The organism is Alteromonas sp. DY56-G5 (genome assembly GCF_041414725.1).
In the GTDB taxonomy this organism is placed as follows: Bacteria; Pseudomonadota; Gammaproteobacteria; order Enterobacterales; family Alteromonadaceae; genus Alteromonas; species Alteromonas macleodii.
On the sequence record NZ_JANHZQ010000004.1, the window covers coordinates 20,043 to 44,068 of the forward strand.

General features: G+C 44.7%; 21 protein-coding genes, 3 tRNA genes and 1 pseudogene. 7 read left to right on the forward strand and 18 right to left on the reverse strand.

The features are described 5' to 3' along the window. Positions 1-69: 69 nt before the first annotated feature. Positions 70-1,128, reverse strand: a complete 1,059-nt coding sequence (locus tag NO989_RS02710; RefSeq protein ID WP_014948690.1) for a Glu/Leu/Phe/Val dehydrogenase dimerization domain-containing protein — start codon at positions 1,126-1,128, stop codon at positions 70-72. A gap of 308 nt (positions 1,129-1,436) precedes the next feature. On the opposite strand from NO989_RS02710, the gene NO989_RS02715 reads away from it, so the two are divergent. Then, on the forward strand, positions 1,437-1,904 hold the full coding sequence (locus NO989_RS02715; RefSeq protein WP_014948689.1) for an Lrp/AsnC family transcriptional regulator: 468 nt from the start codon (positions 1,437-1,439) through the stop codon (positions 1,902-1,904). 45 nt (positions 1,905-1,949) lie between these two features. Here NO989_RS02715 and maiA read toward each other — a convergent pair whose 3' ends face one another. From maiA to pspA, 7 genes are all read right to left on the reverse strand, one after another. After that, complete coding sequence (gene maiA, locus NO989_RS02720; protein ID WP_014975930.1) at positions 1,950-2,603, reverse strand: maleylacetoacetate isomerase; 654 nt, start codon at positions 2,601-2,603, stop codon at positions 1,950-1,952. Positions 2,604-2,758: 155 nt separating this feature from the next. Further along, positions 2,759-3,769, reverse strand: coding sequence for a fumarylacetoacetate hydrolase family protein (locus NO989_RS02725; protein ID WP_014948687.1), 1,011 nt, complete (start codon positions 3,767-3,769; stop codon positions 2,759-2,761). 418 nt (positions 3,770-4,187) lie between these two features. Next, positions 4,188-5,744, reverse strand: a complete 1,557-nt coding sequence (tyrR, locus tag NO989_RS02730; RefSeq protein WP_014948686.1) for a transcriptional regulator TyrR — start codon at positions 5,742-5,744, stop codon at positions 4,188-4,190. A 215-nt stretch (positions 5,745-5,959) separates the two neighbouring features. Then, positions 5,960-6,760, reverse strand: a complete 801-nt coding sequence (gene phhA, locus NO989_RS02735) for a phenylalanine 4-monooxygenase (protein WP_283645050.1) — start codon at positions 6,758-6,760, stop codon at positions 5,960-5,962. A 203-nt stretch (positions 6,761-6,963) separates the two neighbouring features. Continuing rightward, positions 6,964-7,410, reverse strand: a complete 447-nt coding sequence (gene pspC, locus NO989_RS02740) for an envelope stress response membrane protein PspC (RefSeq protein ID WP_371342009.1) — start codon at positions 7,408-7,410, stop codon at positions 6,964-6,966. After that, positions 7,407-7,646, reverse strand: a complete 240-nt coding sequence (gene pspB / locus NO989_RS02745; protein WP_014948683.1) for an envelope stress response membrane protein PspB — start codon at positions 7,644-7,646, stop codon at positions 7,407-7,409. The genes pspC and pspB overlap by 4 nt, the downstream gene beginning before the upstream one ends. 75 nt (positions 7,647-7,721) lie before the next feature. Continuing rightward, positions 7,722-8,405, reverse strand: a complete 684-nt coding sequence (gene pspA / locus NO989_RS02750) for a phage shock protein PspA (protein ID WP_371342010.1) — start codon at positions 8,403-8,405, stop codon at positions 7,722-7,724. A 222-nt stretch (positions 8,406-8,627) separates the two neighbouring features. Between pspA and pspF the strand changes: the two genes are divergently transcribed. The 6 genes from pspF to NO989_RS02780 are packed head-to-tail and all read left to right on the forward strand — an operon-like array spanning position 8,628 to position 15,224. Further along, positions 8,628-9,749: a phage shock protein operon transcriptional activator gene (gene pspF / locus NO989_RS02755; RefSeq protein ID WP_371342011.1), complete on the forward strand. Its 1,122-nt coding sequence runs from the start codon at positions 8,628-8,630 to the stop codon at positions 9,747-9,749. A gap of 3 nt (positions 9,750-9,752) precedes the next feature. Then, entirely contained in the window at positions 9,753-11,513 is a 1,761-nt protein-coding gene (locus NO989_RS02760; RefSeq protein WP_371342012.1) for an ABC transporter substrate-binding protein, read from the forward strand. 59 nt (positions 11,514-11,572) lie between these two features. Beyond that, the gene (locus NO989_RS02765; RefSeq protein ID WP_080752378.1) at positions 11,573-12,541 is read left to right on the forward strand and encodes an ABC transporter permease; all 969 of its coding nucleotides are present in this window, start codon (positions 11,573-11,575) and stop codon (positions 12,539-12,541) included. Next, the gene (locus NO989_RS02770; RefSeq protein ID WP_044583731.1) at positions 12,528-13,421 is read left to right on the forward strand and encodes an ABC transporter permease subunit; all 894 of its coding nucleotides are present in this window, start codon (positions 12,528-12,530) and stop codon (positions 13,419-13,421) included. The genes NO989_RS02765 and NO989_RS02770 overlap by 14 nt, the downstream gene beginning before the upstream one ends. Position 13,422: 1 nt before the next feature. Beyond that, positions 13,423-14,418, forward strand: a complete 996-nt coding sequence (locus tag NO989_RS02775; RefSeq protein ID WP_371342013.1) for an oligopeptide/dipeptide ABC transporter ATP-binding protein — start codon at positions 13,423-13,425, stop codon at positions 14,416-14,418. Continuing rightward, positions 14,418-15,224, forward strand: a complete 807-nt coding sequence (locus tag NO989_RS02780) for an ATP-binding cassette domain-containing protein (protein WP_014948676.1) — start codon at positions 14,418-14,420, stop codon at positions 15,222-15,224. The genes NO989_RS02775 and NO989_RS02780 overlap by 1 nt, the downstream gene beginning before the upstream one ends. A gap of 171 nt (positions 15,225-15,395) precedes the next feature. Here NO989_RS02780 and NO989_RS02785 read toward each other — a convergent pair whose 3' ends face one another. The 10 genes and pseudogenes from NO989_RS02785 to NO989_RS02830 form a co-directional block, all read right to left on the reverse strand. Next, complete coding sequence (locus NO989_RS02785) at positions 15,396-16,526, reverse strand: sodium ion-translocating decarboxylase subunit beta (RefSeq protein ID WP_014948675.1); 1,131 nt, start codon at positions 16,524-16,526, stop codon at positions 15,396-15,398. 3 nt (positions 16,527-16,529) lie between these two features. Further along, on the reverse strand, positions 16,530-18,350 hold the full coding sequence (gene oadA, locus NO989_RS02790; RefSeq protein WP_371342014.1) for a sodium-extruding oxaloacetate decarboxylase subunit alpha: 1,821 nt from the start codon (positions 18,348-18,350) through the stop codon (positions 16,530-16,532). 19 nt (positions 18,351-18,369) lie between these two features. Then, entirely contained in the window at positions 18,370-18,657 is a 288-nt protein-coding gene (locus NO989_RS02795; RefSeq protein WP_371342015.1) for an OadG family protein, read from the reverse strand. Between the two features lie 219 nt (positions 18,658-18,876). Continuing rightward, positions 18,877-19,286 (reverse strand): annotated as a pseudogene (locus tag NO989_RS02800) (acyl-CoA thioesterase). Between the two features lie 141 nt (positions 19,287-19,427). Continuing rightward, positions 19,428-19,504: transfer RNA gene (locus NO989_RS02805), tRNA-Arg, on the reverse strand. Between the two features lie 53 nt (positions 19,505-19,557). Further along, positions 19,558-19,634: transfer RNA gene (locus NO989_RS02810), tRNA-Arg, on the reverse strand. A gap of 37 nt (positions 19,635-19,671) precedes the next feature. Next, a tRNA-Ser gene (locus NO989_RS02815) sits at positions 19,672-19,763 on the reverse strand. 565 nt (positions 19,764-20,328) lie between these two features. Further along, positions 20,329-20,520, reverse strand: coding sequence for a carbon storage regulator CsrA (csrA, locus tag NO989_RS02820; protein WP_012517705.1), 192 nt, complete (start codon positions 20,518-20,520; stop codon positions 20,329-20,331). A 134-nt stretch (positions 20,521-20,654) separates the two neighbouring features. Next, positions 20,655-23,252 carry an alanine--tRNA ligase gene (gene alaS, locus NO989_RS02825; RefSeq protein ID WP_014948671.1) on the reverse strand — a complete coding sequence of 866 codons (2,598 nt, stop codon included), beginning with the start codon at positions 23,250-23,252 and terminating at the stop codon, positions 20,655-20,657. Between the two features lie 297 nt (positions 23,253-23,549). Next, a complete protein-coding gene (locus tag NO989_RS02830) occupies positions 23,550-24,008 on the reverse strand; it encodes a regulatory protein RecX (RefSeq protein WP_014948670.1) in 459 nt (152 codons plus the stop codon). Positions 24,009-24,026 lie beyond the last annotated feature (18 nt).

The following is a 24,026-nucleotide window of genomic DNA, read 5'->3' on the forward strand; positions in this document are numbered from 1 at the left end:
GCATTCAAAGCAAAGTCATTCGCCCCTGCCTGAGTGCAGGGCGCATTATGACTATTTGGTTGAGAGTTTTCAACCCTTTAAAGAAAATCTCTCTTCGGCAATAAGGTTGGCAACACGGTTTGTCGCCGCCCCTTCTTGCTCTGCACGGGTATAAATTTCTTTTAGCGTTTCGCCGATTTGCTCAATATGTGCGCGAAGCGCTTCATTAGAACTCGATTCCATACGCTGATGGAAGATGTCGATAACGCCACCCGCATTGATCACGTAATCTGGCGCATACAGAATGCCGCGCTGTTGAAGCAATTCACCAATATCTTCACGTGCAAGCTGGTTATTTGCAGCGCCTGCAATTACTTTGGCTTTGATTTCAGGCAATGACAGATCGTTAATGGCTGCACCCAACGCACATGGCGCTAACACATCCACATCTAAGCTCAGTATTTCTTCCGGCGCTACAGCTGTCGCACCAAATTCAGATACTGCTTTTTCAACACCTTCAGGATAGATATCCGCAACATAAAGCTTGGCACCGTGCTCATGCAAATGCTTTGCAAGACGGTAGCCAACGTGCCCCATACCTTGTATAGCAACACTGACGCCATCAAGGCTGCGCTTCAAGCCGTACTCTACCGTCGCCTTCAATCCCACAAACACACCGTATGCTGTAGACGGAGCCGGGTTTCCGTCAGGTACTTCGCCCGCATAGTGGTATTTAGCATTAACACCAGCGATGTAATCCGACTCGGTTGCCATGGTTTGCAAGTCCGTTACTGAAATACCAGAGTCTTCAGCAGTGAAATACTTGCCGCCCAATGATTCAACAAACTTGCCCATTGCCTTCATCATTTCTGGCGATTTAGCCTTACGAGGGTCGCCGATGATCACTGATTTACCGCCGCCAAGCTCCAAGTTAGCCATGGCTGCTTTATACGTCATCCCCTTTGACAGTCTCAACACATCGGTCAATGCCTCACCACTATTTACGTAGGGCCACATGCGACAACCGCCAAGTGCTGGCCCCAGATTGGTATTGTGTACAGCAATAATGGCGCTCAAGCCCGCCTTCTCGTCATGATAAAACGCAACGTGTTCGTGATTATTGAACTCCGGGTGATCAAAAACTGACATATTTTCCCTATTAATACTGTGATGAATTAAAGCCTACCCAAGGTCTAGCTGTCACGAAAACGAAACGCCGCTCATTTGGGATGATGTGAGAGTCTGAAGATGATTTGCGGTACACTTATCGGCCTCGCAAAGATCAGCAACATTTTGCCAAGTGTATCCGATTGTTTTGAGGACAGGCCTTGCAAAGTTTGTTAATGAAATTTACAAACTGAAACGCAATAGAATTGATTACAATTTTTCTAGGACAGCTATCCTAGAATTTTTTTTGATATATAATAAACATCATAAAAACGACGGAAACAGTGTTAATGAAATTGGATAAATTTGACCGTGAGATTTTGCGCGTACTTCAGCAAGACGCCACGGTGTCGATGGCAGATTTAAGCCAGCGTGTAGGATTGTCGCATACTCCGTGCTGGAGACGTGTCAAACGAATGGAAGCCGACGGCATCATTCTTGGTAAAGTCACATTACTAAACAGCAAAAAACTGAATTTAGGTGTGTCGGTCTTTATCTATGTCACGTTGAAAAACCATGACGGTGACTCGCTAACCGATTTCGAAAATGCCGTACAAAACATCGATGAAATCGTGGAATGTCATACCACCAGCGGTGAAAAAGACTATTTACTAAAAGTGATAGTGGAAAGTATTGAAGAGTACGAATTCTTACTTAAAACGAAATTAACTCACCTGCCTCTTGTCGATCATTTAAGCTCAACCTTCGCCTTAAAGCAGGTGAAAAACACCACCGAGCTACCGATTAAACGCCAATAACTCAAAAAATGGGGTCAGAGTACATTTCTACTCTACCCCGTCAGTCTAAGTGGCGTCTATTTGATTTTCGGGCTTAGCCCGCTCAAAAGCATCTAACTCGTTACAGTTCTTCGCTATCTTACTAATTAAAGGGTAGCGACTCATATCGACGTTAAAACGTTGCGCATTATACACTTGGGGTACTAAGCAAATGTCAGCCAGCGTAACATCGAAATCAAAGCAGAACTTTCCAGCTTGGGTCTGAAGACGCTTTTCAATGCCGTCGAACCCCAGCGTTATCCAGTGGGATGCCCACTTCGCCACATCATCTTGTGACGCCTCAAAATTCCCTTTTAGCGCATTCAGTACACGTAGATTACCCAAAGGCTGAATATCACACGCGATATCTTGTGCTAGCGCTCTGACTCTGGCTCTCTCTGTTCGATGTTCAGGCACCAGCTGGTGTTCGCCTTCATACCGCTCATCAAGATATTCGATGATTGATAGCGATTGATTCAGAATAATATCTTCGTCTTCGTCGACCAAAGTAGGGACAAGGTGCGCAGGATTGAGACGCGTATATTCGCTACTATGCTGCTCGCCACCGTTGTTTACAAGATGTACAGGTACATACTCGTACTCAACCCCTTTCAAATTCAGCGCAATCCGCACGCGGTAAGAGGCGGTCGAACGCCAATAGCCGTAAAGTTTTATACTCATGGTACTACCACACCTATTAAACGTTTTTGGTAGGAGTGCAGGGCTTTGATGATTCTAAACGCTCTACTCCCTCTTATAATGATAGTGGGGAAAACAACAACGTGCCTACTGAGTAAACCACGTTATTACCCCACACTACTTTTCATTTTAAAATTTTAGCTAAGCGGTTTAACTTGCTGTTCAATGGCACCAAAAACAGAGTGGCCTTCTTTATCTAGCATTTCTATGCGAATACGATCGCCAAATTGCATGAAAGGAGTAGAAGGTTTGCCGTCTCGAATAGTCTCAATCATGCGCACTTCTGCAATACATGAATAACCCACACCGCCTTCAGCGATGGCAGAGCCATGATCTGTACCCTGTTTATTAGACACTGTACCCGAGCCGATGATAGCACCTGCACCTAGGTTTCTGCTCTTGGCGGCATGCGCGACTAGCTGACCAAAATCAAACGTCATGTCCTGACCCGCTTCAGGCTTACCGAATAGTTCACCATTGTAGGTTGAACGCAAAGGCAAGTGCACTTTGCTATCTTTCCACGCATCACCTAATTCATCTGGTGTTACAGCAACCGGAGAAAAGCTAGACGCAGGTTTTGATTGGAAGAAGCCAAACCCCTTCGCCAGTTCGCCTGGGATTAACCCTCTAAGTGACACGTCGTTAACTAACATAATAAGTCGAATGCGCTCTGAAGCTTGTTCAGGCGTACACGCCATAGGAACATCATCGGTAACAACAGCGACTTCACCTTCGAAATCGATTCCCCAATCATCACTTGGAAGTATGATGTCATCCTCGGGTCCAATAAAGTCATCGGAACCACCTTGATACATCAATGGGTCAGTCCAAAAGCTTTCCGGCATTTCTGCATTACGCGCCTTTCGCACCAATTCCACATGGTTCACGTAAGCACTTCCATCAGCCCATTGGTAAGCTCTAGGCAGAGGCGACTCACAGCGAGATGCGTCAAACGGCACGCTGTCACACGCATTGTCATTTAGCGCTTGGTATTTCATCTGTAGCTGAGGGGCAATCTCTTTCCAATTATCCAATGCGTCTTGCATCGTTTTCGCAATGTCCTGTGCACTGCATGCTCGAGAAAGATCCTTCGACACTACCATTAGGCAGCCATCTCGGGTTTCATTCTTATAGGTTGCTAGTTTCATTGTTCTTTCCTCGAAAAATTATTCATCAGCTTGGCGCTCTTGTCTTTTATCAGTACGTTCTGAATAAAAGACCTATATTTTTTTACGCGGCAGCATCACACACAATTCCATGATGATAGTTATGCCACTAGTTGGTGTGCGTTGAGAAGTGATCTGTTGACGAAGTTTTATTTGGCTGTAAGAAAGGATGTACGCTAGTAAGCCTCTGTTGAGCAGGTATAGCGCTGCCCGCTTGCTCCGTGGGCGATGTAAATTTATCGTAACAGATGAATTGATATTGCTATGAGGCACTAAAACGCATTAACGATAAAAAAATTGGCGTAGACCATTTGCCATTTTTTTACTTTACTAAGCGACGTCAAATATACTTGGTCACATTGACCTTCACCCTATGGCAAAGGTCAATGCTCCCATCTAATTAAAGCTTAACCGTTGCTTTGTTAATGCCGTACTCACGTAACTTATTTGCAATTGCCGTATGACTTAATCCCAGTTTTTTAGCCAATTGACGTGTACTTGGGTAAGAAGGATATAACCGCTTGAGCAAGTCCTTTTCAAACTTCTTCACTTCTTCGTCTAATGTGCCGTCAAAGTTTTCGTCAATATAAGTGACGCTTGGCGCACAACTTGGAAGCTGAATGTCTTCCTTGGTAATCTCCTTACCGTCAAGGAGTGATAACGCGCGATACAACGCATTTTGTAGCTGTCTCACATTACCCGGCCACGGGTACTGCTGCAGAAAATCAACACAGGATTTACTGAGTTTCGCAGGACGACGACCTAACTTGGTACTGTGTTGAACGATGAAAGACTCGGCAAGAGGAACGATATCCTGCCTTCTGTCTTTTAAAGAAGGCATAACTAAACTTAGTACGTTTAAGCGGTAGTACAGTTCTTTTCTAAATCGTCCTTCTTCTACAAGCTGGCCTAAGTCACGACAGGTGGTGCATATAAATCGCACGTCTACCTTAACTGGCTCAGAATCCCCTACTCTTCTAAATTCGCCGTCTTCTAGAACGCGGAGCAGTTTAGCTTGAAGCTGAGAAGACATATCAGCAATTTCATCGAGAAGAAGCGTACCGCCTTTTGCTTGCTCTAATAGCCCCACTTTTGCATTAGGCTGATTGAATGCCCCCGCTGCGTAACCGAATAATTCAGTTTCTGCCACGCTGTCTGGTAAGGACGCGCAGTTTAAAGCTAAAAATGCTCCTTCACTGCGACGGCTAGACTGGTGACAGGCTCTGGCAATCATTTCCTTGCCTGTGCCTGTTTCACCAAAAATTAAAATGGGTGCATCCAAATCAGCTATTCGCTTGGCTTCATGAACAACTCGCTTCATAAACGGAGATTGAGTGACAAAGCGGTCAAAGCTATCAGTGGGAGACTGGTGGAACGCGGTAAATTGTTGCCCTAGTCGCATCTCTGATTTTAATATCACCACAGCACCTGCCATGATCATATTCTGCTCGCCGTCAGGTACGGTAATAGGCAGCATATCGGCTAGGTAATCCTGTTGAATAAACTTCACTTTTGAAGACTGAGGGCCAGGCGATTTACCGTCCATCCATTTAGTAAAGTTAAAGCCTTTCACAACTTCGCCAATTTCAATGCCTTCTATTTCGCTACTCGGAATTTCTAGCCCCGCGCATACCGCTTCATTGCATAGCAAGATATTGCCTTTGGCGTCGATAGAAAACACAGGGTCGGGCAACGTTCTTAAAATAGCGGAAAGCTGATTTTTTTCACGCTCTCCTGGCATGAAAAGCGTCGTCTTCACATCGTCGATACCATCGATGCGGCGAATTTGAGGCATGAGGTGTTGAAAATCTGCAAATTCGATATTGGGAAAATTAAGGAAAATTTTCCCCGCAGGGTCAATTTCAATACCGCGTAAATCTATTTCTTTAGTAACGAGAATATCTAAAACATCTTGAGTGATACCAAGACGATCCTGACAGCTTATTTCTAGACGCATAGGGTGTTATAGCTATTTTGTAAACATATATGTACAGAATATCATACTTTTACAAAAAGATAACAAGATAAATGTTACAGATGGTTAAATTTGCGATGAATCACACATTTAAGAACGCGTAGAGAGCATGATTAAAAGGCCGCGCATACCAAATAAAAAAGATGCCGCTTCAGTGAGCGGCATCCTATATAAAACACATTTAATTAACAATAGTGTTAACTGGCTTTTTTCTCTTTAGGTGGGAAAAGTGGGGAAAATAGCCCTAAAGACTTCGCTTCTTCTACGAGTGCCATAATATCCATTTCCGCTAATTCAAACAGGTGGTCGAATTCCGGTAAGATATAATAAAGAGGCTGCATAATATCGATACGATAAGGTGTTCTTAATGCATCAATAGCAGTGAGCGGGTTACGCAGAGGTGTGTCGCTGTCTAACGCATATATTGTCTCGCCAGGAGAAGATAAGATGCCTCCACCGTATATCTTCAATTCATCTTTGGCTCTCACCAATCCAAACTCTACGGTGAACCAATAAAGACGAGCAAGATAAACTCGGTCTTCTTTGCTGGCAGCAAGGCCCAACTTTCCGTAAGTGTGAGTAAAATGAGCAAATGCAGGATTCGTTAGTAGCGGACAATGCCCGAAAACTTCATGGAAAATATCCGGCTCCTGCAAATAATCGAATTCTTCTCTGGTGCGAATAAAGGTGGCAACAGGAAATTGCTTATTCGCCAGTAATCTGAAAAATTCGCCAAAATTAATTAACGCAGGCACTTCAGCTGTTTGCCAACCCGTTTTCTCCATCAGTACTTTGTTGATGTCGAGTAGCTGAGGGATTTCCTTTTCATTTAACTTCAACAAATCAAGCCCGTCTAAGTATTCTTGGCACGCTCTTTCTTTCACCAGCGGAATTTGTCTCGCATAGAGTTCAGACCAAATTTGGTTCTCTTCGTCTGACCAATGGATAATGCCATTCTCGTCAGATTGTCTCGACTGGTATTGCGTTGATTTTGGCATAACTTCTGTAACCAATAAGAGTTGAAAAACTTGTCTATCAGTCTAATGAAATTCGCGACGTCGAAAAGTGTAAGCCCTTACGAGCGACTCGATTTTGCTGTAACAGGAATTTTACAAAACCAAGTAAACGCATTGTTTTGTATAACAAAAAGCCGCTCATTACGAGCGGCTTCATTCAAGTTTGCTTGGTGCGCCATCGCCAATTAAAGACGGCTAATTTCTTTATTGAGTTGATATTCGCGAGACGTTACATAAGTTTCCATTTTACGAAGTCGAACTTCTGCTTTTTCAAAACGATTGCGAATATCGTGAAACGCTTGTTTTGGTGGCTCGCCCGCCTGCCAAACTTTCGTTTTCACTTCCACTTTTGGGCTTTTTACCTGACCACCGTTGGGATTTATCCATCCTTTACCTTTTGAGAAAACAGGTTGCGTTGGCGCATTTTTTAACCCAACAGGTTTTTTATCGAGAATGAACCAAGCTGCAATATATGCAACAAAGATGAAAGGTCCGGCTAACAAGAAGAAACCTGTTACAACTAAAATCCTTACTAACCAGGTTTCTAAGCCAAAATATTCAGCTACACCCGAGCACACGCCTGCAATTCTTGCATTTTCTGGGTTGCGATAGAGCTGCTTACCGTTTCTCATGCTCTATTCCTCCACTCAGGTGCCTCGCTGTCTAAAATGGCCTCTAGAGTTTCAATGCGTTCGCTCATTTTCTCGGCTTTCTCGGCTAAGTCTTGCAAAGATGCGTGCTCTTCTGCACTCAATCCCTGATTCACTTGCTTCTTGCTTCGATAGTGTAATATTAGCCAAATTGGAGCAACGAATATTGAAAACACCACAAGGGGCATCACCAACATTGCAATCGTACCTTCATCCATCTCAATCTCTCCTACAAACTCTGATGTAATTACCCTCCTTCCGATTTCACATCCGGAGGGTACACCCTACTCTTATTATTCTGATTTTTCGGTGCTTGTGTTTGCACCTTTTACTTTCGCTTTAAGCGCAGCAAGTTCGTCTTCAACTTTGTCACGGGCCTCTAGTTCAGCAAACTCATCCTGTAACGTTTTCTTACCTAGATCGTAAGCTTCAACCTGCGACTCAAGGTCATCGATTTTACGCTCATATTGCTCAAAGCGTCCCATCGCATTATCTACTTTAGTGCTATCCAGCGTCTTTTTCACTTCAAGACGAGAGCTTGCAGTTTTCTGGCGCATAATAATCGCTTTTTGGCGACTCTTCGCATCAGCTAGCTTTTCTTGAAGCTGACCAATTTCATCCTGAAGTTTGCTGATTTGCTCATCAACAATAGCCAGCTCTTTACTTAACGCTTCAGCAGCTTCTGCAGACTTCTTCTTTTCCTGCAGCGCAGCACGCGCCAAGTCTTCTCTGTCTTTGCTCAAAGCAAGCTCAGCTTTAGCTTCCCAGTCACTTGCATCGCTTTCATACTTTGCAATTTGACTAACAATTTCTTTTTTGTTGGCTAAGGTCTTTGCTGATGCTGAGCGCACCTCAACCAATGTGTCTTCCATTTCCTGAATGATTAATCTAACCATTTTCTCAGGATCTTCCGCTTTATCTAAAAGCGCATTAATATTCGAATTCACAATATCTGTAAAACGCGAGAAGATACCCATAATAATTACCTCTTGCTAAAAATGGTAAGTGTTTAAAAAACACCACACTTGATAAATAGGTTACTCTTGGTATTAGTTGTATTCAATATGCTTGCCAACTTTATAACTGTGCTAACCTGCTATTTTTTATACACTTTTTATAAGTTCAAATAATACTCGTTTCTCAATATGTTTTGTTCTACACTATTAATTGGTCGAAATGACTAACTTTTGAGGGATTTAATGAGTAGGTATCGACAGCAAGACAATTTACTTGGCCAAGCGAATAGTTTTCTAGAAGTTTTAGAGCAAATTTCACAAATTGCACCGCTAGATAAACCAGTGCTGGTAATAGGTGAGCGAGGCACAGGTAAAGAGCTTATTGCCGCGCGACTTCACTTCTTATCTAAGCGCTGGGATCAGAACTATATTAAGCTTAATTGTGCTGCCTTAAGTGAAAGCCTATTGGAGAGTGAATTATTCGGTTATGAAGCAGGTGCGTTCACCGGTGCCTCAAAACGTCGTGAAGGTCGCTTTGAAGTGGCCCACAACGGCACCTTATTTCTTGATGAACTGGCTAATACTTCTGGCCTTATTCAGGAGAAGCTACTGCGCGTTGTCGAATATGGCGAATTTGAGCGCGTTGGCGGAAGCAAGTCAGTAAAAACTGACGTACGCCTTATTGCAGCTACAAACGAAGACTTACCCGCGCTTGCCGATGCAGGTGAATTTCGTGCAGACTTACTCGACCGACTTGCCTTTGACGTAATTACCATTCCTCCGCTACGCGAGCGTAGGGAAGATATCATGATGTTGGCAGAAAACTTTGCTATTAATATGGCCCGTGAAATGGAAATGGAATTATTCAGCGGCTTTACAGAGAAGGCGAAGCGGACCCTTCTTGACTACGATTGGCCAGGCAATATACGTGAACTAAAGAACGTGGTCGAACGTGCAGTTTATCGAACAAATAATCCTCATTTGCCCGTACATGAAATCGTTCTTGACCCCTTTGAGTCAGCTTATCGCCCGAAAGGTAGAGTGAAGACCAATGACAGAGTGAATACGCCCGACTCACCCATTACTCAGTCCCCTTCAGAGCCCGCTGCCACCAATGAACGCATTGAAAGTGCAGACATTACGCCACTGGCACCAGTGAAAAAGCCAGAAATTGTTGAATATCCCATAGATTTGAAAGAACGTTCTCAACAACATGAGATAGATATGATAAAACAGGCACTTGCTGACAGTCAGTTTAATCAGAAGAAGACTGCTGAAAAATTGAGCCTGACGTATCATCAGCTGCGAGGCTATCTCAAAAAATATAACTTATTAGATTCTTCCGCGGAAAGCGTCGAGGCGTAAAGCATGTCCCATGGTTTGGTAAAGCGTTTGTCATTATGTATATGTACAGCGCTTCTTGTTGCATCCTGTGCTAAGCAGAACAAACAAGCGTTTTACAATACGGGTATTATATACTGCTCTGAAAGCAATCCAGTTACCTTCAATCCGCAGCTAGATACATCAAGTACAACGTCAGATGCATCTTCACACCAACTCTACGACAGATTGCTTGATTTCGACCCTGAGTCTGGCCGCATCGTGCCTAGTTTGGCGAGTAGCTGGTTAGTGAGTGATGACGGTCTTACCTACGCTTTTCAACTGAGAAAGGATGTATGGTTTCACAATACGCGCTACTTCACGCCAACACGAAACTTTAACGCCGACGATGTTATCTTCAGTATAGACAGATGGCGCCTACGCTCCCATCCATACCACTACGTATCTGGTGGGCGCTATCCCTACTTCGAAAGCATAGGCCTTGCACAAAATATCGCGTCGGTAGAGCGCGTAAACGGCTACCGCGTTGAAATTACACTTAAGCGCAGGGATAGCTCATTTTTGGCAAATCTAGCAACCGATTTCGCCGTTATCTTATCAGAAGAATATGCTAACCAGCTGGCACAGACCGGCACGCCGGGCAAAATCGATGAGCTTCCAGTAGGTACTGGCCCCTTTAAATTCGATAGCTATCGCAAAGACCATTTCATTAAGTTCCTGCGCCACGACAACTATTGGCGTGACCAAATGGAAGATGCGCCTACAAGTGATGAAGCCCTAAGCTATAACAATACTGTAGAGAGTGCCAACCAAGAAGTTGAAAATGGCCAAGGTGGCGAAGATACTGTTCAAGATGGTACAGCACAAAACGGTAACGAAACGCGCCCTGTTGTAGAGCAACTTATATTCGACATTACGCCAAGAAGCTCACTGAGGCTGGCTAAATTAATGACCGGTGAATGTGACGCTACCGCTTTTCCTGCACAGACTGAACTTGAAGTGATTCGGGCAAAAGAAGATCTGACGCTAGCGGAAAAACCAGGACTAAACATTGGATTTTGGGCGTTTAACACTCAACGCCCTCCTTTTGATAACCCAGATGTAAGACGTGCGCTAGCGGCCGCAATCGATAAGAACACATTGCTAGAAGCGGTGTATTTTGACAGTGCTACTAGAGCTAAGACCCTGCTGCCTGCGGCAAGCTGGGCGTTTCAAAATGACGCAGATGACACCGCCTACAATCCAGTTCTTGCGCGCAAATTATTAGCTGACGCCGGTGTTAAGGCCGGCTTTTCTATGACGATATGGGCTATGCCTGTTGAACGTTCTTACAATCCTAACGCAACAAAGATGGCCGAGCTCATTCAGCGTTATTTGCGTGATGTAGGCGTAGAAGCAACCATTGTCAGTTACGATTGGACTACCTTCAGACGCCATCTTCAGGAAGGCCTGCACGACTCGGTATTAATTGGTTGGTCTGCCGACAATGGAGACCCAGATAACTTCTATCGTCCGCTATTGAGCTGTGGCGCTATACCCTCAGGTACAAATCGCGCCATGTGGTGCAGTGAAGACTATGATAAGTTACTCAACGACGCTCTTCAGACAGATGATATTGAAGAGCGCACAGCCATATACCGGCAAGTTAACCGATTATTATACGAACGCCTTCCTCTTGTTCCCATCGCACATGCCTACCGCTATCAGGCATACAGAAATGAACTAGAAGGAATGACCATTAATCCCTTTGGCGGTGTACGCTTTGGTGGAGTAAAAAAAGCACTGTGATCCAGATCCTCGTAAGATACTGCACTTTATTTATATTAACGCTTTTGGTGTTAACGATTATGTCGTTTTCACTCGCCTACCTTTTTCCAGGCGATACACTTGAAAACCTAACAGGACTCGTGCCGCAAAATGAAATTCAACGCGCGGCATTGGAGCGGCAATTTAAACTAGATCAGCCCTATATTTTCCAGTTTTTCTATTATGTAGGCAATTTGCTCACTGGTGACTGGGGATACAGCTTTACGTCAGGTCTGCCGTTAAGAGAAGAGGTAGGTATTGCGATGCCAGCCACAATAGAACTGGCAACCTATGCCATGTTGATGGCGTTATTCATTGGAATACCACTTGGTTATTATGCGGGGATTCGCAGCTATTCAACGTCTGATCACCTAATAAATAGTGCGAGTATAACGACCTATTCTTTTCCTGTTTTTTGGTTTGCGCTCCTGCTTATATTGGTTTTCAGTTTGCAGCTAGACGCTGCACCGCTGTCGGGTCGTATCAGTTTGCTTTATAACATCGAACCCGTGTCAGGCTTTATTCTCATTGATATTTTATTGTCCGACGTAGAAAACAAGACCTTAGCCTTCAAAGATGCGTTATCGCACTTAGCATTACCTACGTTTGCCATTGGTGCTATCGCCACCGCTTCGATGATACGTATAACAAGACGTTCTGTTATAGACGTGAAACACCGTCCCTATATCGCTGCAGCAATATCTAGAGGCCTTTCAAGTTGGCAGATATTCTTTCGTCATATTCTGCGTAACGCGTTACTGCCCATTTTACCGCTAATGGCGATACAAATTACAACATTAATAACGAACGCGATGATTGTCGAAACCTTGTTTTCTTGGCCGGGGATCGGTAATTGGCTGATTCAAGCTATTTATCAACGAGATTACCCTGCCCTTAGAATTGGTATGATGGCAGTATCCACGGTGGTAATTACACTCACGATTCTGGTTGATTTGTTTAACCGAATGATTGACCCAAGCAGAGAGAAATACGAACGTGCCACAGTTTAGTTTATACGACGAAGAATTCCATCCGTCGCCGTGGCAACGGACTTGGGCATCATTTAAAGCGAGCCACATCGCCATGCTGGGCCTGATTATGCTGGCATTGTTTGTTGTGTGTGCGCTGTTCGCACCAATCATCACTCCCTATGATGCCGTGGAACAAAATATCGACGGACTGTTAATACCGCCTAGCTGGTTAGCTAATGGCTCTATATCGCACCTTTTCGGTACTGATGCGTTGGGTCGAGACCTATTTACCCGCATAATTTATGGGTGTCGCATCACACTAGGCTCCGCATTCATTACTGTTGTGCTTGCCATGTTAGTTGGCGTTAGCCTTGGGACCTTTGCTGGCATGCTGCGAGGTGTTCGCTCAAGTATCGTCAACCACTTACTCGATGCACTTATGGCCATTCCCACGCTACTTATTGCGATTATTATCGTTGCAATATTGGGTACCGGTTTGGTTAACAGCATGTGGGCAATTACCCTTGCGCTTATTCCACAGTTTGTTCACCACACAAGAAGTTTTGTGCGCGCCGAAATGAAAAAAGAATATATAGTGGCGTCTAAATTGGACGGTGCCAGTAGATGGCAACTTTTTGCTCATTCTATATTACCCAACATGACCGAAATGCTGGTTGTACAGGGCACGCTTGCACTTTCTATTGCAGTTATCGACATATCTGCACTTGGCTTTCTGAATTTAGGCGCACAGTCACCGCTTCCTGAACTTGGTGTTATTCTAGCTGATGGGCTAGATGTTGCTTATCTAGCACCGTGGAACGTTGCCGTCCCCGGCATGGCAATATTCTTCATGGTGCTATCTATCAACATTGTGGGTGACGGTTTGCGTTCAGCACTTAGAAAAAGAGTGAGTCATTAATATGCCAATGCTTGATATTAAAAACCTCACCTTGGAGATGCAGAGCAGCGATGGCGCAATTAAAGCGCTGGATAAGGTTAACCTGTCGGTTAGCAGCGGGGAAATTCGCGCACTGGTAGGAGAGTCTGGCTCAGGCAAAAGCTTGATCGTGTCCGCCATTTGCGGAGCCCTTCCTAGCCAATGGAATTTAACGGCTGACCGCATGAGTTGGAATGGTGAAAACCTGCTGAGCATGTCTGTGCAGCAGCGTCGTGAGGTAATGCGCCGAGAAATAGCGGTCGTGTTCCAAAACCCACAGGCGAGTTTAGACCCATCGGCAACTCTTGGAGAGCAGTTGGAAGAGAGCATTCCCGATGAATTTGTTGAAGGGAGCTGGTTCTGGCAACGAGCACAACATCGCAAAAAGATCGCAATAAGCACCGTTCACAAAGTAGGAATAAAGCACCACAAGCATTATTTAAGCGCTTTTCCTCATCAAATACCGGCTGACATAGGTCAAAAATTCATGATTGCGATGGCCTTGGTTTCACAGCCTAAATTGCTCATCGCCGATGACCCAACTCGGGGAATGGAGCCTACAACAAAAACACAAATTCTGAAGCTCTTCACGCGTTTGAATCAGACGCGCTCGCTCTCGATCTTGTTTGTTAGTCACGACCTACTGGCAATTGCAAGTATGTCTCATTCTATGACGGTGTTGTATGCAGGGCAGACTGTAGAATCAGGTAGAATGAAGCACATTAAGAAGCGCCCTCTGCACCCTTACACAAAAGCATTGCTAGACAGTGCGCCGAGCTTCAGAAAAGATTTACCACCGAAATCGCTGCTACCCACGCTTAGTGGCTCTATTCCCACACTACAGCATTTGCCTATTGGTTGCCGATTAGGTCCGCGTTGCCCTCGTGCTCAGCGCGCCTGTGTACAAACGCCAGCCGTGCGTAAAATTCACGATCACAATTACAGCTGTCACTTCCCTCTACATATGGAGAAGCTGTAATGGATATCATGCAGGTTAAAGATCTCACGTTTATTCATAACGAAAGGAAACGTTGGCTAAAACGCCCTGAAGTATTTCAACTTGGCCCAGTGAACTTAAGCGTAAAGCGCGGTGAAACCATTGCAATTATTGGTGAAAACCGTTCAGGTAAATCCTTGCTAGCTAAGCTCTTGGTAGGTGCACTGCCTGCTGATGCAGGTGAAATTGAAATTAACACGCACAAATATTTAGCCAAATACCAGTCTAAAGATAGCCAGCAAAAACGTACCCATGACATTCGTATGATCTTGCAGCATAGCTCCGAGTCGATGAATCCATCGGTTCCTGTGGGAAAAATTTTGGATGAGCCATTGCGTTTGAATACAGGCCTAAGCGAAGCAGAACGCAAACCAATTATAGAAGATATGTTGGTGAAGGTAGGCCTCTTGCGCGAACACTATTACTTTTATCGACATATGCTTTCTGATGGACAGCAGCAGCGCGTAGCGCTAGCCAGAGCCATTGTGTTAAAGCCCAAAGTGTTAGTGGCTGATGAACCCTTTGCAGCGTTAGACCCTTCCATTCGTTCGCAAACGGTGAATCTTATATTGAAGCTTCAGCAAGAACTTGGCTTGGCGTTTATCTTTATTAGTCACAACTTGGGTATTGTACGACACATTGCAGACAGGATTATTGTGATGGAAGGCGGTGAAATTGTAGAAGAAGGCAAGACCGAAACTATCTTTAGGTGGCCGCAGCATACGCGCACTAAAAAACTCGTTACCGCCTACCAATCACTGGTACCACAAAACACAATTCGAGAATAAAGAGCTTATCGTTTGGGTACTGTTTTCTTTGAGAAGCGCACTTACGTACCGAACTGGCACGCTCGACTCGTCACAAAAAGAAAACCCTAGAAAGCCTTTTTTTGAACAAACGCCATGCAATAAAAAAGGGGCAAATAAATTGCCCCTTGTACAGCAATGCATTTGTGCATTCTAGCCAACCAGAGCCAATAGAATACCTGCGGCAACCGCACTACCTAGCACGCCAGCCACGTTAGGCCCCATCGCATGCATAAGTAAGAAGTTATGAGGGTTAGCTTCTAGCCCAACTTTGTTCACCACTCTGGCTGCCATCGGCACAGCAGAGACGCCAGCTGCGCCAATCAGTGGATTTATACTGCCACCCGACAGCTTACTCATTAGCTTGGCCATGAGTACGCCTGCGGCAGTGCCTATACCAAACGCGATAGCCCCAAGCCCCAAAATACCTAAAGTCTCGACCGTAAGGAATGCTTCAGCTGATAACTTTGATCCTACTGCTAAACCAAGGAAAATGGTGACCGTATTGATGAGCTCGTTTTGGGCTGTTTTACTCAATCTGTCTACCACGCCACACTCTTTCATTAAGTTACCGAAGCAGAACATGCCGACAAGCGGCGTAGCGGCAGGTAAAAACAAGATAGTCATAAACAGCACTGCGAGCGGGAAAATAATCTTCTCTCGCTTTGACACAGGCCGTAGTTGACCCATTTTTATCTCGCGCTCTTCTTTTGTGGTCAGCGCTTTCATGATGGGCGGCTGGATAATAGGCACCAACGCCATATAAGAGTATGCAGCGACTGCAATCGCACCAAGCAAATCAGGTGCAAGGCGTGAGGCGAGGAAAATGGCAGTAGGCCCATCCGCGCCACCTATAATAGCAATGGCGCTTGCATCCTTTAATGTGAACTCAAAGCCAGGTATAAGGTTCAGCGCTATAGCGCCAAACAAGGTAGCGAAAATACCGAACTGCGCAGCCGCGCCAAGTAACAGCATTTTGGGGTTAGCAATAAGCGCACTGAAATCCGTCATTGCGCCTACGCCCATAAAGATGAGCAGAGGAAATACCCCTGTATCAATGCCGATTTTATAAATGTAGTGAAGTAAGCCCCCCGCTTCTGAAAAACCAGCAATAGGGATATTAGTAAGCAATGCACCAAAACCAATAGGCAATAAAAGCAGTGGCTCAAACTTTTTAACAATGGCCAAGTACAGCAAGCCAAAACCTACTGCCATCATTATAAGCTGGCCGGCCTCAAAATGCGCGAGCGCGGTACTATCCCAAAGTACCATTAACTTATCCATGTACTACCCCAATAAGATTAACGGTTGGCCACTGGTTACGGCATCGCCCTCACCTACGGTAATGTCGGTGACCGTACCGGTGTATGCGGAGCGGATCTCTGTCTCCATTTTCATGGCTTCTAAGATCATCACCACATCGCCTTCTGACACGCTGTCGCCGTTTCTCACCAAGACTTTGAAGACGTTACCTGCAAGCGGTGCATCGATAGACTGTGAAGCGGTAGAGTCTGATGGCGCAGCGCTGTTGGTTTGAGGCTGTGCTTGCGTCTGAGAGCCACTAGCAGGTGTAACGCTCGTCAGCGTACCTGAAGGTGCCACTTCTACGCGATACACTCTTCCATCTACGTTTACGTCGTAAGTTTCACTCGCGGTAGCCCCTTGTGAGCTTGACTTGGCTTCAGCAGGCTTAGGCGCACTCGAGCTTTGCGACTCTTGCGCGCTAGGTGCAGGTTCAAACGCATCAGGGTTGCCGCGGTTTTCGATAAACTTTAGGCCTATCTGCGGGAATAAGGCATAAGTCAAAACATCATCAATTTTATCGTCTGACAGCGATAGTTGCTTTTTCTCAGCCAGTTCATCAAGCTCTTTACTCAGTGTATCCAGCTCTGGTGCAATATTGTCAGCAGGGCGACATGTCACGGGCTCTGCGCCATCAAGCACACGCGCCTGCAACTCCTTGTTTACTGGTGCTGCGGTAGCGCCATATTCACCTTTAAGAACGCCTGCGGTTTCTTTTGTAATGCTTTTGTAACGCTCGCCGGTGAGTACGTTAAGCACTGACTGCGTGCCCACGATTTGTGAGGTTGGCGTAACAAGAGGAATGAACCCAAGATCTTCCCTTACCCGTGGAATTTCTTTTAACACTTCTTCGAATTTATCTTCAGCGCCCTGCTCTTTAAGCTGACTTTCCATGTTGGTTAGCATACCGCCTGGCACTTGCGCCAAAAGAATACGTGCATCTACCCCCTTGAGACGACCCTCGAACTTACTGTACTTCTTTCTTACTTCCCTGAAGTAACTGGCGATTTCTTCTAGTTCTGGCAGTGCAATACCCGTATCGCGCTCTGTACCTTCCACGATAGAAACCATGGTCTCTGTTGCACTATGGCCGTAAGTCATGCTCATTGAAGAAATAGCCGTGTCCAGCATATCAATACCGGCATCGATAGCTTTTTGATACGTCGCCGTACTCAACCCTGTTGTGGCATGGCACTGCATGGCAATAGGTACATCAACCGTTTCTTTTAATCCGGTAATCAATGCCTCGCACTCGTACGGTTTTAAAAGCCCAGCCATATCTTTTACGCAGATAGAATGAACCCCTAGGTCTTCAAGCTGTTTCGCCATTTCGAGCCAAAGCTTAAGATTGTGCACAGGGCTTACCGTATAAGAAATTGTCCCTTGCGCGTGAGCGCCACTGTCTATGGTCGCTTTTATTGCGGTTTTCAAATTCCTAATGTCATTCATGGCATCAAAAATTCTAAATACATCTACGCCACTTTCGTGAGCACGCTCTACAAAGCGAGTGACAACATCGTCAGCATAATGGCGGTAACCCAATAGGTTTTGACCACGCAACAGCATTTGCTGTTTCGTGTTAGGCATGGCTGCTTTTAGCTTTCTGATGCGCTCCCAAGGGTCTTCCCCTAAATAACGAATACAGGCATCAAATGTAGCACCACCCCAAGATTCAACTGACCAAAAGCCAGCTTTATCTAGTTTTTCCGCTATGGGAAGCATATCTTCAATACGCATGCGCGTAGCAAGAAGGGATTGGTGGGCATCACGCAGAACCAGCTCGGTAAGGGCCAGAGGCTTAGACATGGTAACTCCTGATTAGACTTTATTTTTTAGAATTTTGGCGATGGGTATGAATTGCGGCAGAAATAGCCGCGATAAAGTTTCCGTCTATTCCTGGTTGTACCGCTTGATTGTTTCGACTCAAATTAGCTGAAGGCCCTTTTAAATGAGCTGAAGGCTCTGCTATTTCACCGGGAAAAGCTTCACAAAATCGGGCAATGAGATGAATACCCACAATAAGAAGCCCTAAGAATGAGAAAACAAATATCATTCCTATAAGCATAAGAGAACCCGCTTCAAAGAGCAGGCTAGCGACGGATCCCGAATTCATATTCAATCCTGTTGTTATTTTGTACCTGAATAAGTATCACGTGGTTTTTCAAAACACAACAAAGCAGCATAAAAAAACACTTTAAAATGAATAAAACCCGCCAAAATGAAACTTAATGCATTATTTCTTAATAAATTTGCAACAAAAGCATATTTTAGGAATTAGCATAAGCGTTGCCGATGCCAGCAATCTACGTTTACGTTCATTTATACTCACACCTTAATGAAAGCCTATATTTTCCGTAAAGTCACTGTCTAGCTGTTTAGCGAAATCTTTCGCATGCACCGCCATAAAAGTTATAAAACAGCTATTTGCGAACGAAGTAGTATTTTCCGTGGCGTCGCCCGATTTAACCACAACATAGATATGCATACTTGACGCTCCAGTGTGTACCAACGATGCGGTTATTTCTACGAGTTGACCTACCTTTATTGGCTTTATAAAGCGAATACCGTTCGATGAAACTGTAACGCAATAGCATTTCGACCACTGCGCGGCACAGGCATAGGCTGCTTGGTCAATCCATTTCATTAAGCTGTTATAGAGAGCATGCCACCGTGAACGTTACCGCCAAAGTTTACGTCGGTAGGTTCTGCTAAAAATCGAAAAGTAGTAGATGGATGTGCCATAGCGTACCTCGCGCTTTACTGCTGTTAAACACATTAAGTTTAGCTTAAATTTTAAACAGCGCGCTTAGACGAAAGTGGAGAGAACAAAAATAAAAGGAGTAAAAATGAAAAAACCCACCTAAAAAGGTGGGTTTTTCAATATGGCGCGTGTGGAAGGATTCGAACCTCCGACCGCCTGGTTCGTAGCCAGGTACTCTATCCAGCTGAGCTACACACGCGTAAACTTGTGTACTTTTGAATTCTACCTCAAAAGGTGACGCTTTAAAATAAGTGGCGCGTGTGGAAGGATTCGAACCTCCGACCGCCTGGTTCGTAGCCAGGTACTCTATCCAGCTGAGCTACACACGCGCAAAACTTGTTGTTGGCCGTCACTGCCAACGAATAATGGCGGAGAGGGAGGGATTCGAACCCTCGATACGCGTATATGCGTATGGTTCCTTAGCAGGGAACTGGTTTCAGCCACTCACCCACCTCTCCTTGACTGCGGGGTGCATTTTACGGATTCATTGGCCTGAGTCAAACCTTTTTTATAAAGAAATTGTTCACCCGCTGCCATTTTAAACGATTCGAGCAAAAAACCAGTAATTTGTTCGCAATACAAGCAATTAAACCGAATTTTATTTAACGATGCTCGTTAATTTGCATTCGAATATGCGCAGCTTCATTGCAGTTTTAACTGACCCGCCTTAATAATTTAGTCAATTTTTCAAAAATAATATCAAAAAGTTTTGAATTTATTTGTTCATAACCAAGTACGCTGATTCGTATTACTTACTTAAGTTATTTAAAAACGCTCCAAAATCTCAAATAAAGCGGTATATGTCTCTATTTAAAAATCGTCCACCCAGAAGGCATTGTGCTAGAAAAAAGCTGTGCACGACCCAGAGACTTAACTTGGTCGTTAGCGCGAGACATCACAACGTCATTTCTGGCGAAATAGAACAGAAACAATAGACTTGCGCTAAAGCCCGATAAGATTTACTCACTTAAAACAAAAAAGGCCAGCGTAAGCTGACCTTTTCCAATGAAGCGTATAATGCAATTATTCTGCAGAGCCTGGCTGACCGCCTTTTTCTGCTTGAATGCGCATGTATATCTCTTCACGGTGCACAGAAACTTCTTTTGGTGCATTCACACCGATACGTACCTGATTCCCTTTTACACCTAGTACGGTAACGGTTACATCGTCACCAACCATAAGCGTTTCACCAACTCGACGAGTCAAAATAAGCATTCGCTTGCTCCTGTTCCTTAATACTGAACATCATCCATTAAGATTTGCCAACCCATCGGCACGACCCGATGGAAGCGACAGTGATTCCATGTTTCTGCGTCACTTCAAAAACTCACTGTTATACACAAAAATAATTATAGCTTATCTTGTAACCAAGCGTTAACCGAATCTAGCGCCTGGCCCAAGTTTTCAGGCTGGTCACCGCCTGCCTGTGCCATATCTGGACGACCGCCCCCTTTGCCACCTACTTGTGATGCAACAAAGTTAACTAGCTCGCCCGCTTTAACTTTACTAGTGAGGTTTTTAGTAACGCCAGCAATAAGATTCACTTTCGCGTCATTAGCCACACCTAATACTACGATCCCTTCACCAATTCGGTTTTTAATGTCATCCATCATTGAACGCAATGACTTCGCTTCAACACCTTCCAAATTCGCAATAAGAACTTTAACGCCATTTATCTCTACTGCATTACTAAGCATATCAGCACCTTGCTGACTCGCCAATTTTTGTTTCGCAGAATTGAGTGCTTTTTCTAGTTCTTTAGTCTGATTTTGTAGAGAAACTACGCGATCAAGTACATTTTGGCTGTCTGTTTTCAATAACGCAGACAATGAAGACAGTGTCGCTTGTTGGGTTTGCACGACTTCAAGTGCATGCTCGCCAGTAACTGCTTCGATACGTCGAACGCCCGATGCAATACCCGCTTCACTGGTAATTTTAAACAAGCCAATATCACCAGTACGTGTAACGTGAGTACCACCACATAGCTCAACAGAGAATGGCCCCATGGTTACCACGCGAACTTTTTCGTCGTACTTTTCACCAAATAGCGCCATTGCGCCTGATGCTTTGGCTTCATCCAAATCCATTAGTTCAGTTGCTAACGTGTGGTTTGCACGTATTTCTTGGTTAACTCGTCTTTCAATCTCAGCAAGTTGCTCAGCCGTTACTGCCTCAAAATGCGAGAAGTCAAAACGCATGCGCGGCGCTTCAACCAATGAACCTTTCTGAGTTACGTGCTCACCTAAAATTTCACGCAGTGCTGCATGAAGTAAATGCGTTGCGCTGTGGTTCTTTTTAATGGCTTCACGATTTGCTGCATCAATCGCTGCGGTTGCCGTATCACCTTTAGATACCGAACCTTTAGCAATACCTTTGTGTGCAAACGCATTACCCATTTTTTGGGTGTCAGTAACGATGAATTCACCGTTTGCCACGCGAAGCACACCTTTGTCACCTGCCTGACCACCGCTTTCAGCGTAGAACGGTGTGCTGTCTAATACCACAACGCCTTCTTGACCGTCTTCAAGCTTCTCAACAAACGCATTGTCGGCAATAAGTTCAACCACATTCGCCTGGCCTTCTACATCGGTGTACCCAGTAAATGAGGTTGTGTGGTCAATGGCGAGTTTACTATTGTAGTCTGCACCAAAGTTGCTAGCCTGCTGTGCACGGGCACGTTGTGCTTGCATAGCAGCTTCAAAACCTTCTTCGTCAATCTTAAGGTCGTGCTCACGCGCTACATCATTGGTTAAGTCAGTAGGGAAACCATAGGTGTCGTAAAGCTTGAACACTACGTCACCCGGCACTGTGTCGCCTTCTAGAGTTTCTAGTGTATCGTTTAGGATAGCCATACCACGGGCTAACGTTTTGCTAAACTGCTCTTCTTCAACACGTAGTACTTTTTCAATTACCGGTAGCTGGTCTACAAGTTCTGGATACGCTTCACCCATTTCTTTGGCAAGTGATGCTACAAGCTTATAGAAGAAAATATCGTTTGCGCCAAGTTGATAGCCGTGGCGGACAGCGCGACGAATAATGCGACGTAATACGTATCCGCGCCCTTCATTTGATGGCATAACGCCATCGCAAATTAAGAAGCTGCACGAACGAATGTGATCGGCGATGACCCGTAGCGATTTATTTTCTAAATCTTCGCTTCCAACAATTGATGCTGCTGATTTGATCAAGTTTTGGAAAAGGTCGATCTCGTAGTTGCTGTGCACGTTCTGCAAGATAGCGGAAATACGTTCTAGGCCCATACCGGTATCGATTGAAGGCTTAGGGAGTGGCTCCATGGTACCGTCAGCTTGTTTGTTAAACTGCATAAATACCAGGTTCCAAATTTCGATAAAGCGGTCGCCGTCTTCTTCTGGTGTTCCCGGAGGACCTCCCCAAATGTGCGCACCGTGATCGTAAAAGATTTCAGAACAAGGACCACATGGACCGGTATCGCCCATAGACCAGAAGTTATCTGACGTACTAATGCGAATAATCTTTTCTTTTGGAACACCAATATGGTTTTCCCAGATGTCGAAAGCTTCGTCATCTTCAGAATAAACGGTGACTAAGAGCTTTTCTTTTGGCAAACCAATTTCTTTGGTAAGGAAATTCCACGCAAACTCTATCGCTTCTTTTTTGAAATAATCGCCAAAGCTGAAATTACCCAGCATTTCAAAAAAGGTATGGTGACGCGCAGTGTAACCTACGTTCTCAAGGTCGTTATGCTTACCACCTGCGCGAACGCAGCGCTGTGACGATACCGCACGGGTATAGCTGCGTTTTTCCGCACCTAAAAAACAGTCTTTAAACTGGTTCATGCCCGCGTTGGTAAAAAGAAGTGTGGGATCATCTGCCGGAACCAGTGACGAGCTCGCCACCGCTTGGTGGCCATGGCTTTTAAAATAATCGATAAACTTGTTACGTAAGTCAGCAGTTGATAATGTCATTGAAAACCTAACTTCCTTTATTCTATTTTTGAAACGTGCGATTTGCCTGTTCTAATGAGCTTTATAATCGGGGCAGTTTGCGAATACGCAATACGCTTATCCTCGCTATAATTCTCTGGATAATTAAAATGCACACAAATTTGCGCAACAATACCATGGATAACGCAATTTTGTTAAGTGTAACGGGGAGAAGATAGGCTCAAATTTCACTTTAAGTAGACGAAAATAGCCAGTATTCATAAAACGAATCGCCAACGGCATCTATTTGTCGGTAAACATGAGCATAAACCAGCCGTTTTAGCTAGATTCGTTTGCGCTTACAGCATATTCAATGTGATCTTGGTAAAAGCCACGATATTGAAGAAATTGTTTCTGCTTTTGTCTCAACGCGAATTCGGTTTCATAAAACTCGCCAAACTTTTTCTCTTTTACTTTTTTAGCACTTTCAAACCAGTCAGCGTCAATCTCTCTCATTGCGTGTTCTGCAGTACTTTCATCTACACCGTATTGCTGTAAGTCTAATTTAATTGCGCGGGGTCCCTTCCCTTTTAAATACAGTGCGCGAGCTCGGCTTTCTGCAAATCTAGCATCGCTTTGGATATCAGCATCTTTGAATTCCTCCAGAATAGGCATGAAAGCATCACTCGCTATTCCCTTCTGCTGCAACTTTCGCATAATCTCGTTAAAGCTATGCTCTCGTCGTGCCAGCATGCGAGTAATCGCGTCGGTAATGATTTTTCGGTCGAACTCTGACATTTTTGTAAACTTACTCTT

Bases quoted from the DNA above. Each gene is read 5' to 3' on its own strand.
- NO989_RS02710 (WP_014948690.1), bottom strand. From the start codon at position 1,128: ATGTCAGTTTTTGATCACCCGGAGTTCAATAATCACGAACACGTTGCG.
- NO989_RS02715 (WP_014948689.1), top strand. From the start codon at position 1,437: ATGAAATTGGATAAATTTGACCGTGAGATTTTGCGCGTACTTCAGCAA.
- maiA (WP_014975930.1), bottom strand. From the start codon at position 2,603: ATGAGTATAAAACTTTACGGCTATTGGCGTTCGACCGCCTCTTACCGC.
- NO989_RS02725 (WP_014948687.1), bottom strand. From the start codon at position 3,769: ATGAAACTAGCAACCTATAAGAATGAAACCCGAGATGGCTGCCTAATG.
- tyrR (WP_014948686.1), bottom strand. From the start codon at position 5,744: ATGCGTCTAGAAATAAGCTGTCAGGATCGTCTTGGTATCACTCAAGAT.
- phhA (WP_283645050.1), bottom strand. From the start codon at position 6,760: ATGCCAAAATCAACGCAATACCAGTCGAGACAATCTGACGAGAATGGC.
- pspC (WP_371342009.1), bottom strand. From the start codon at position 7,410: ATGAGAAACGGTAAGCAGCTCTATCGCAACCCAGAAAATGCAAGAATT.
- pspB (WP_014948683.1), bottom strand. From the start codon at position 7,646: ATGGATGAAGGTACGATTGCAATGTTGGTGATGCCCCTTGTGGTGTTT.
- pspA (WP_371342010.1), bottom strand. From the start codon at position 8,405: ATGGGTATCTTCTCGCGTTTTACAGATATTGTGAATTCGAATATTAAT.
- pspF (WP_371342011.1), top strand. From the start codon at position 8,628: ATGAGTAGGTATCGACAGCAAGACAATTTACTTGGCCAAGCGAATAGT.
- NO989_RS02760 (WP_371342012.1), top strand. From the start codon at position 9,753: ATGTCCCATGGTTTGGTAAAGCGTTTGTCATTATGTATATGTACAGCG.
- NO989_RS02765 (WP_080752378.1), top strand. From the start codon at position 11,573: ATGTCGTTTTCACTCGCCTACCTTTTTCCAGGCGATACACTTGAAAAC.
- NO989_RS02775 (WP_371342013.1), top strand. From the start codon at position 13,423: ATGCCAATGCTTGATATTAAAAACCTCACCTTGGAGATGCAGAGCAGC.
- NO989_RS02780 (WP_014948676.1), top strand. From the start codon at position 14,418: ATGGATATCATGCAGGTTAAAGATCTCACGTTTATTCATAACGAAAGG.
- NO989_RS02785 (WP_014948675.1), bottom strand. From the start codon at position 16,526: ATGGATAAGTTAATGGTACTTTGGGATAGTACCGCGCTCGCGCATTTT.
- oadA (WP_371342014.1), bottom strand. From the start codon at position 18,350: ATGTCTAAGCCTCTGGCCCTTACCGAGCTGGTTCTGCGTGATGCCCAC.
- NO989_RS02795 (WP_371342015.1), bottom strand. From the start codon at position 18,657: ATGAATTCGGGATCCGTCGCTAGCCTGCTCTTTGAAGCGGGTTCTCTT.
- csrA (WP_012517705.1), bottom strand. From the start codon at position 20,520: ATGCTTATTTTGACTCGTCGAGTTGGTGAAACGCTTATGGTTGGTGAC.
- alaS (WP_014948671.1), bottom strand. From the start codon at position 23,252: ATGACATTATCAACTGCTGACTTACGTAACAAGTTTATCGATTATTTT.
- NO989_RS02830 (WP_014948670.1), bottom strand. From the start codon at position 24,008: ATGTCAGAGTTCGACCGAAAAATCATTACCGACGCGATTACTCGCATG.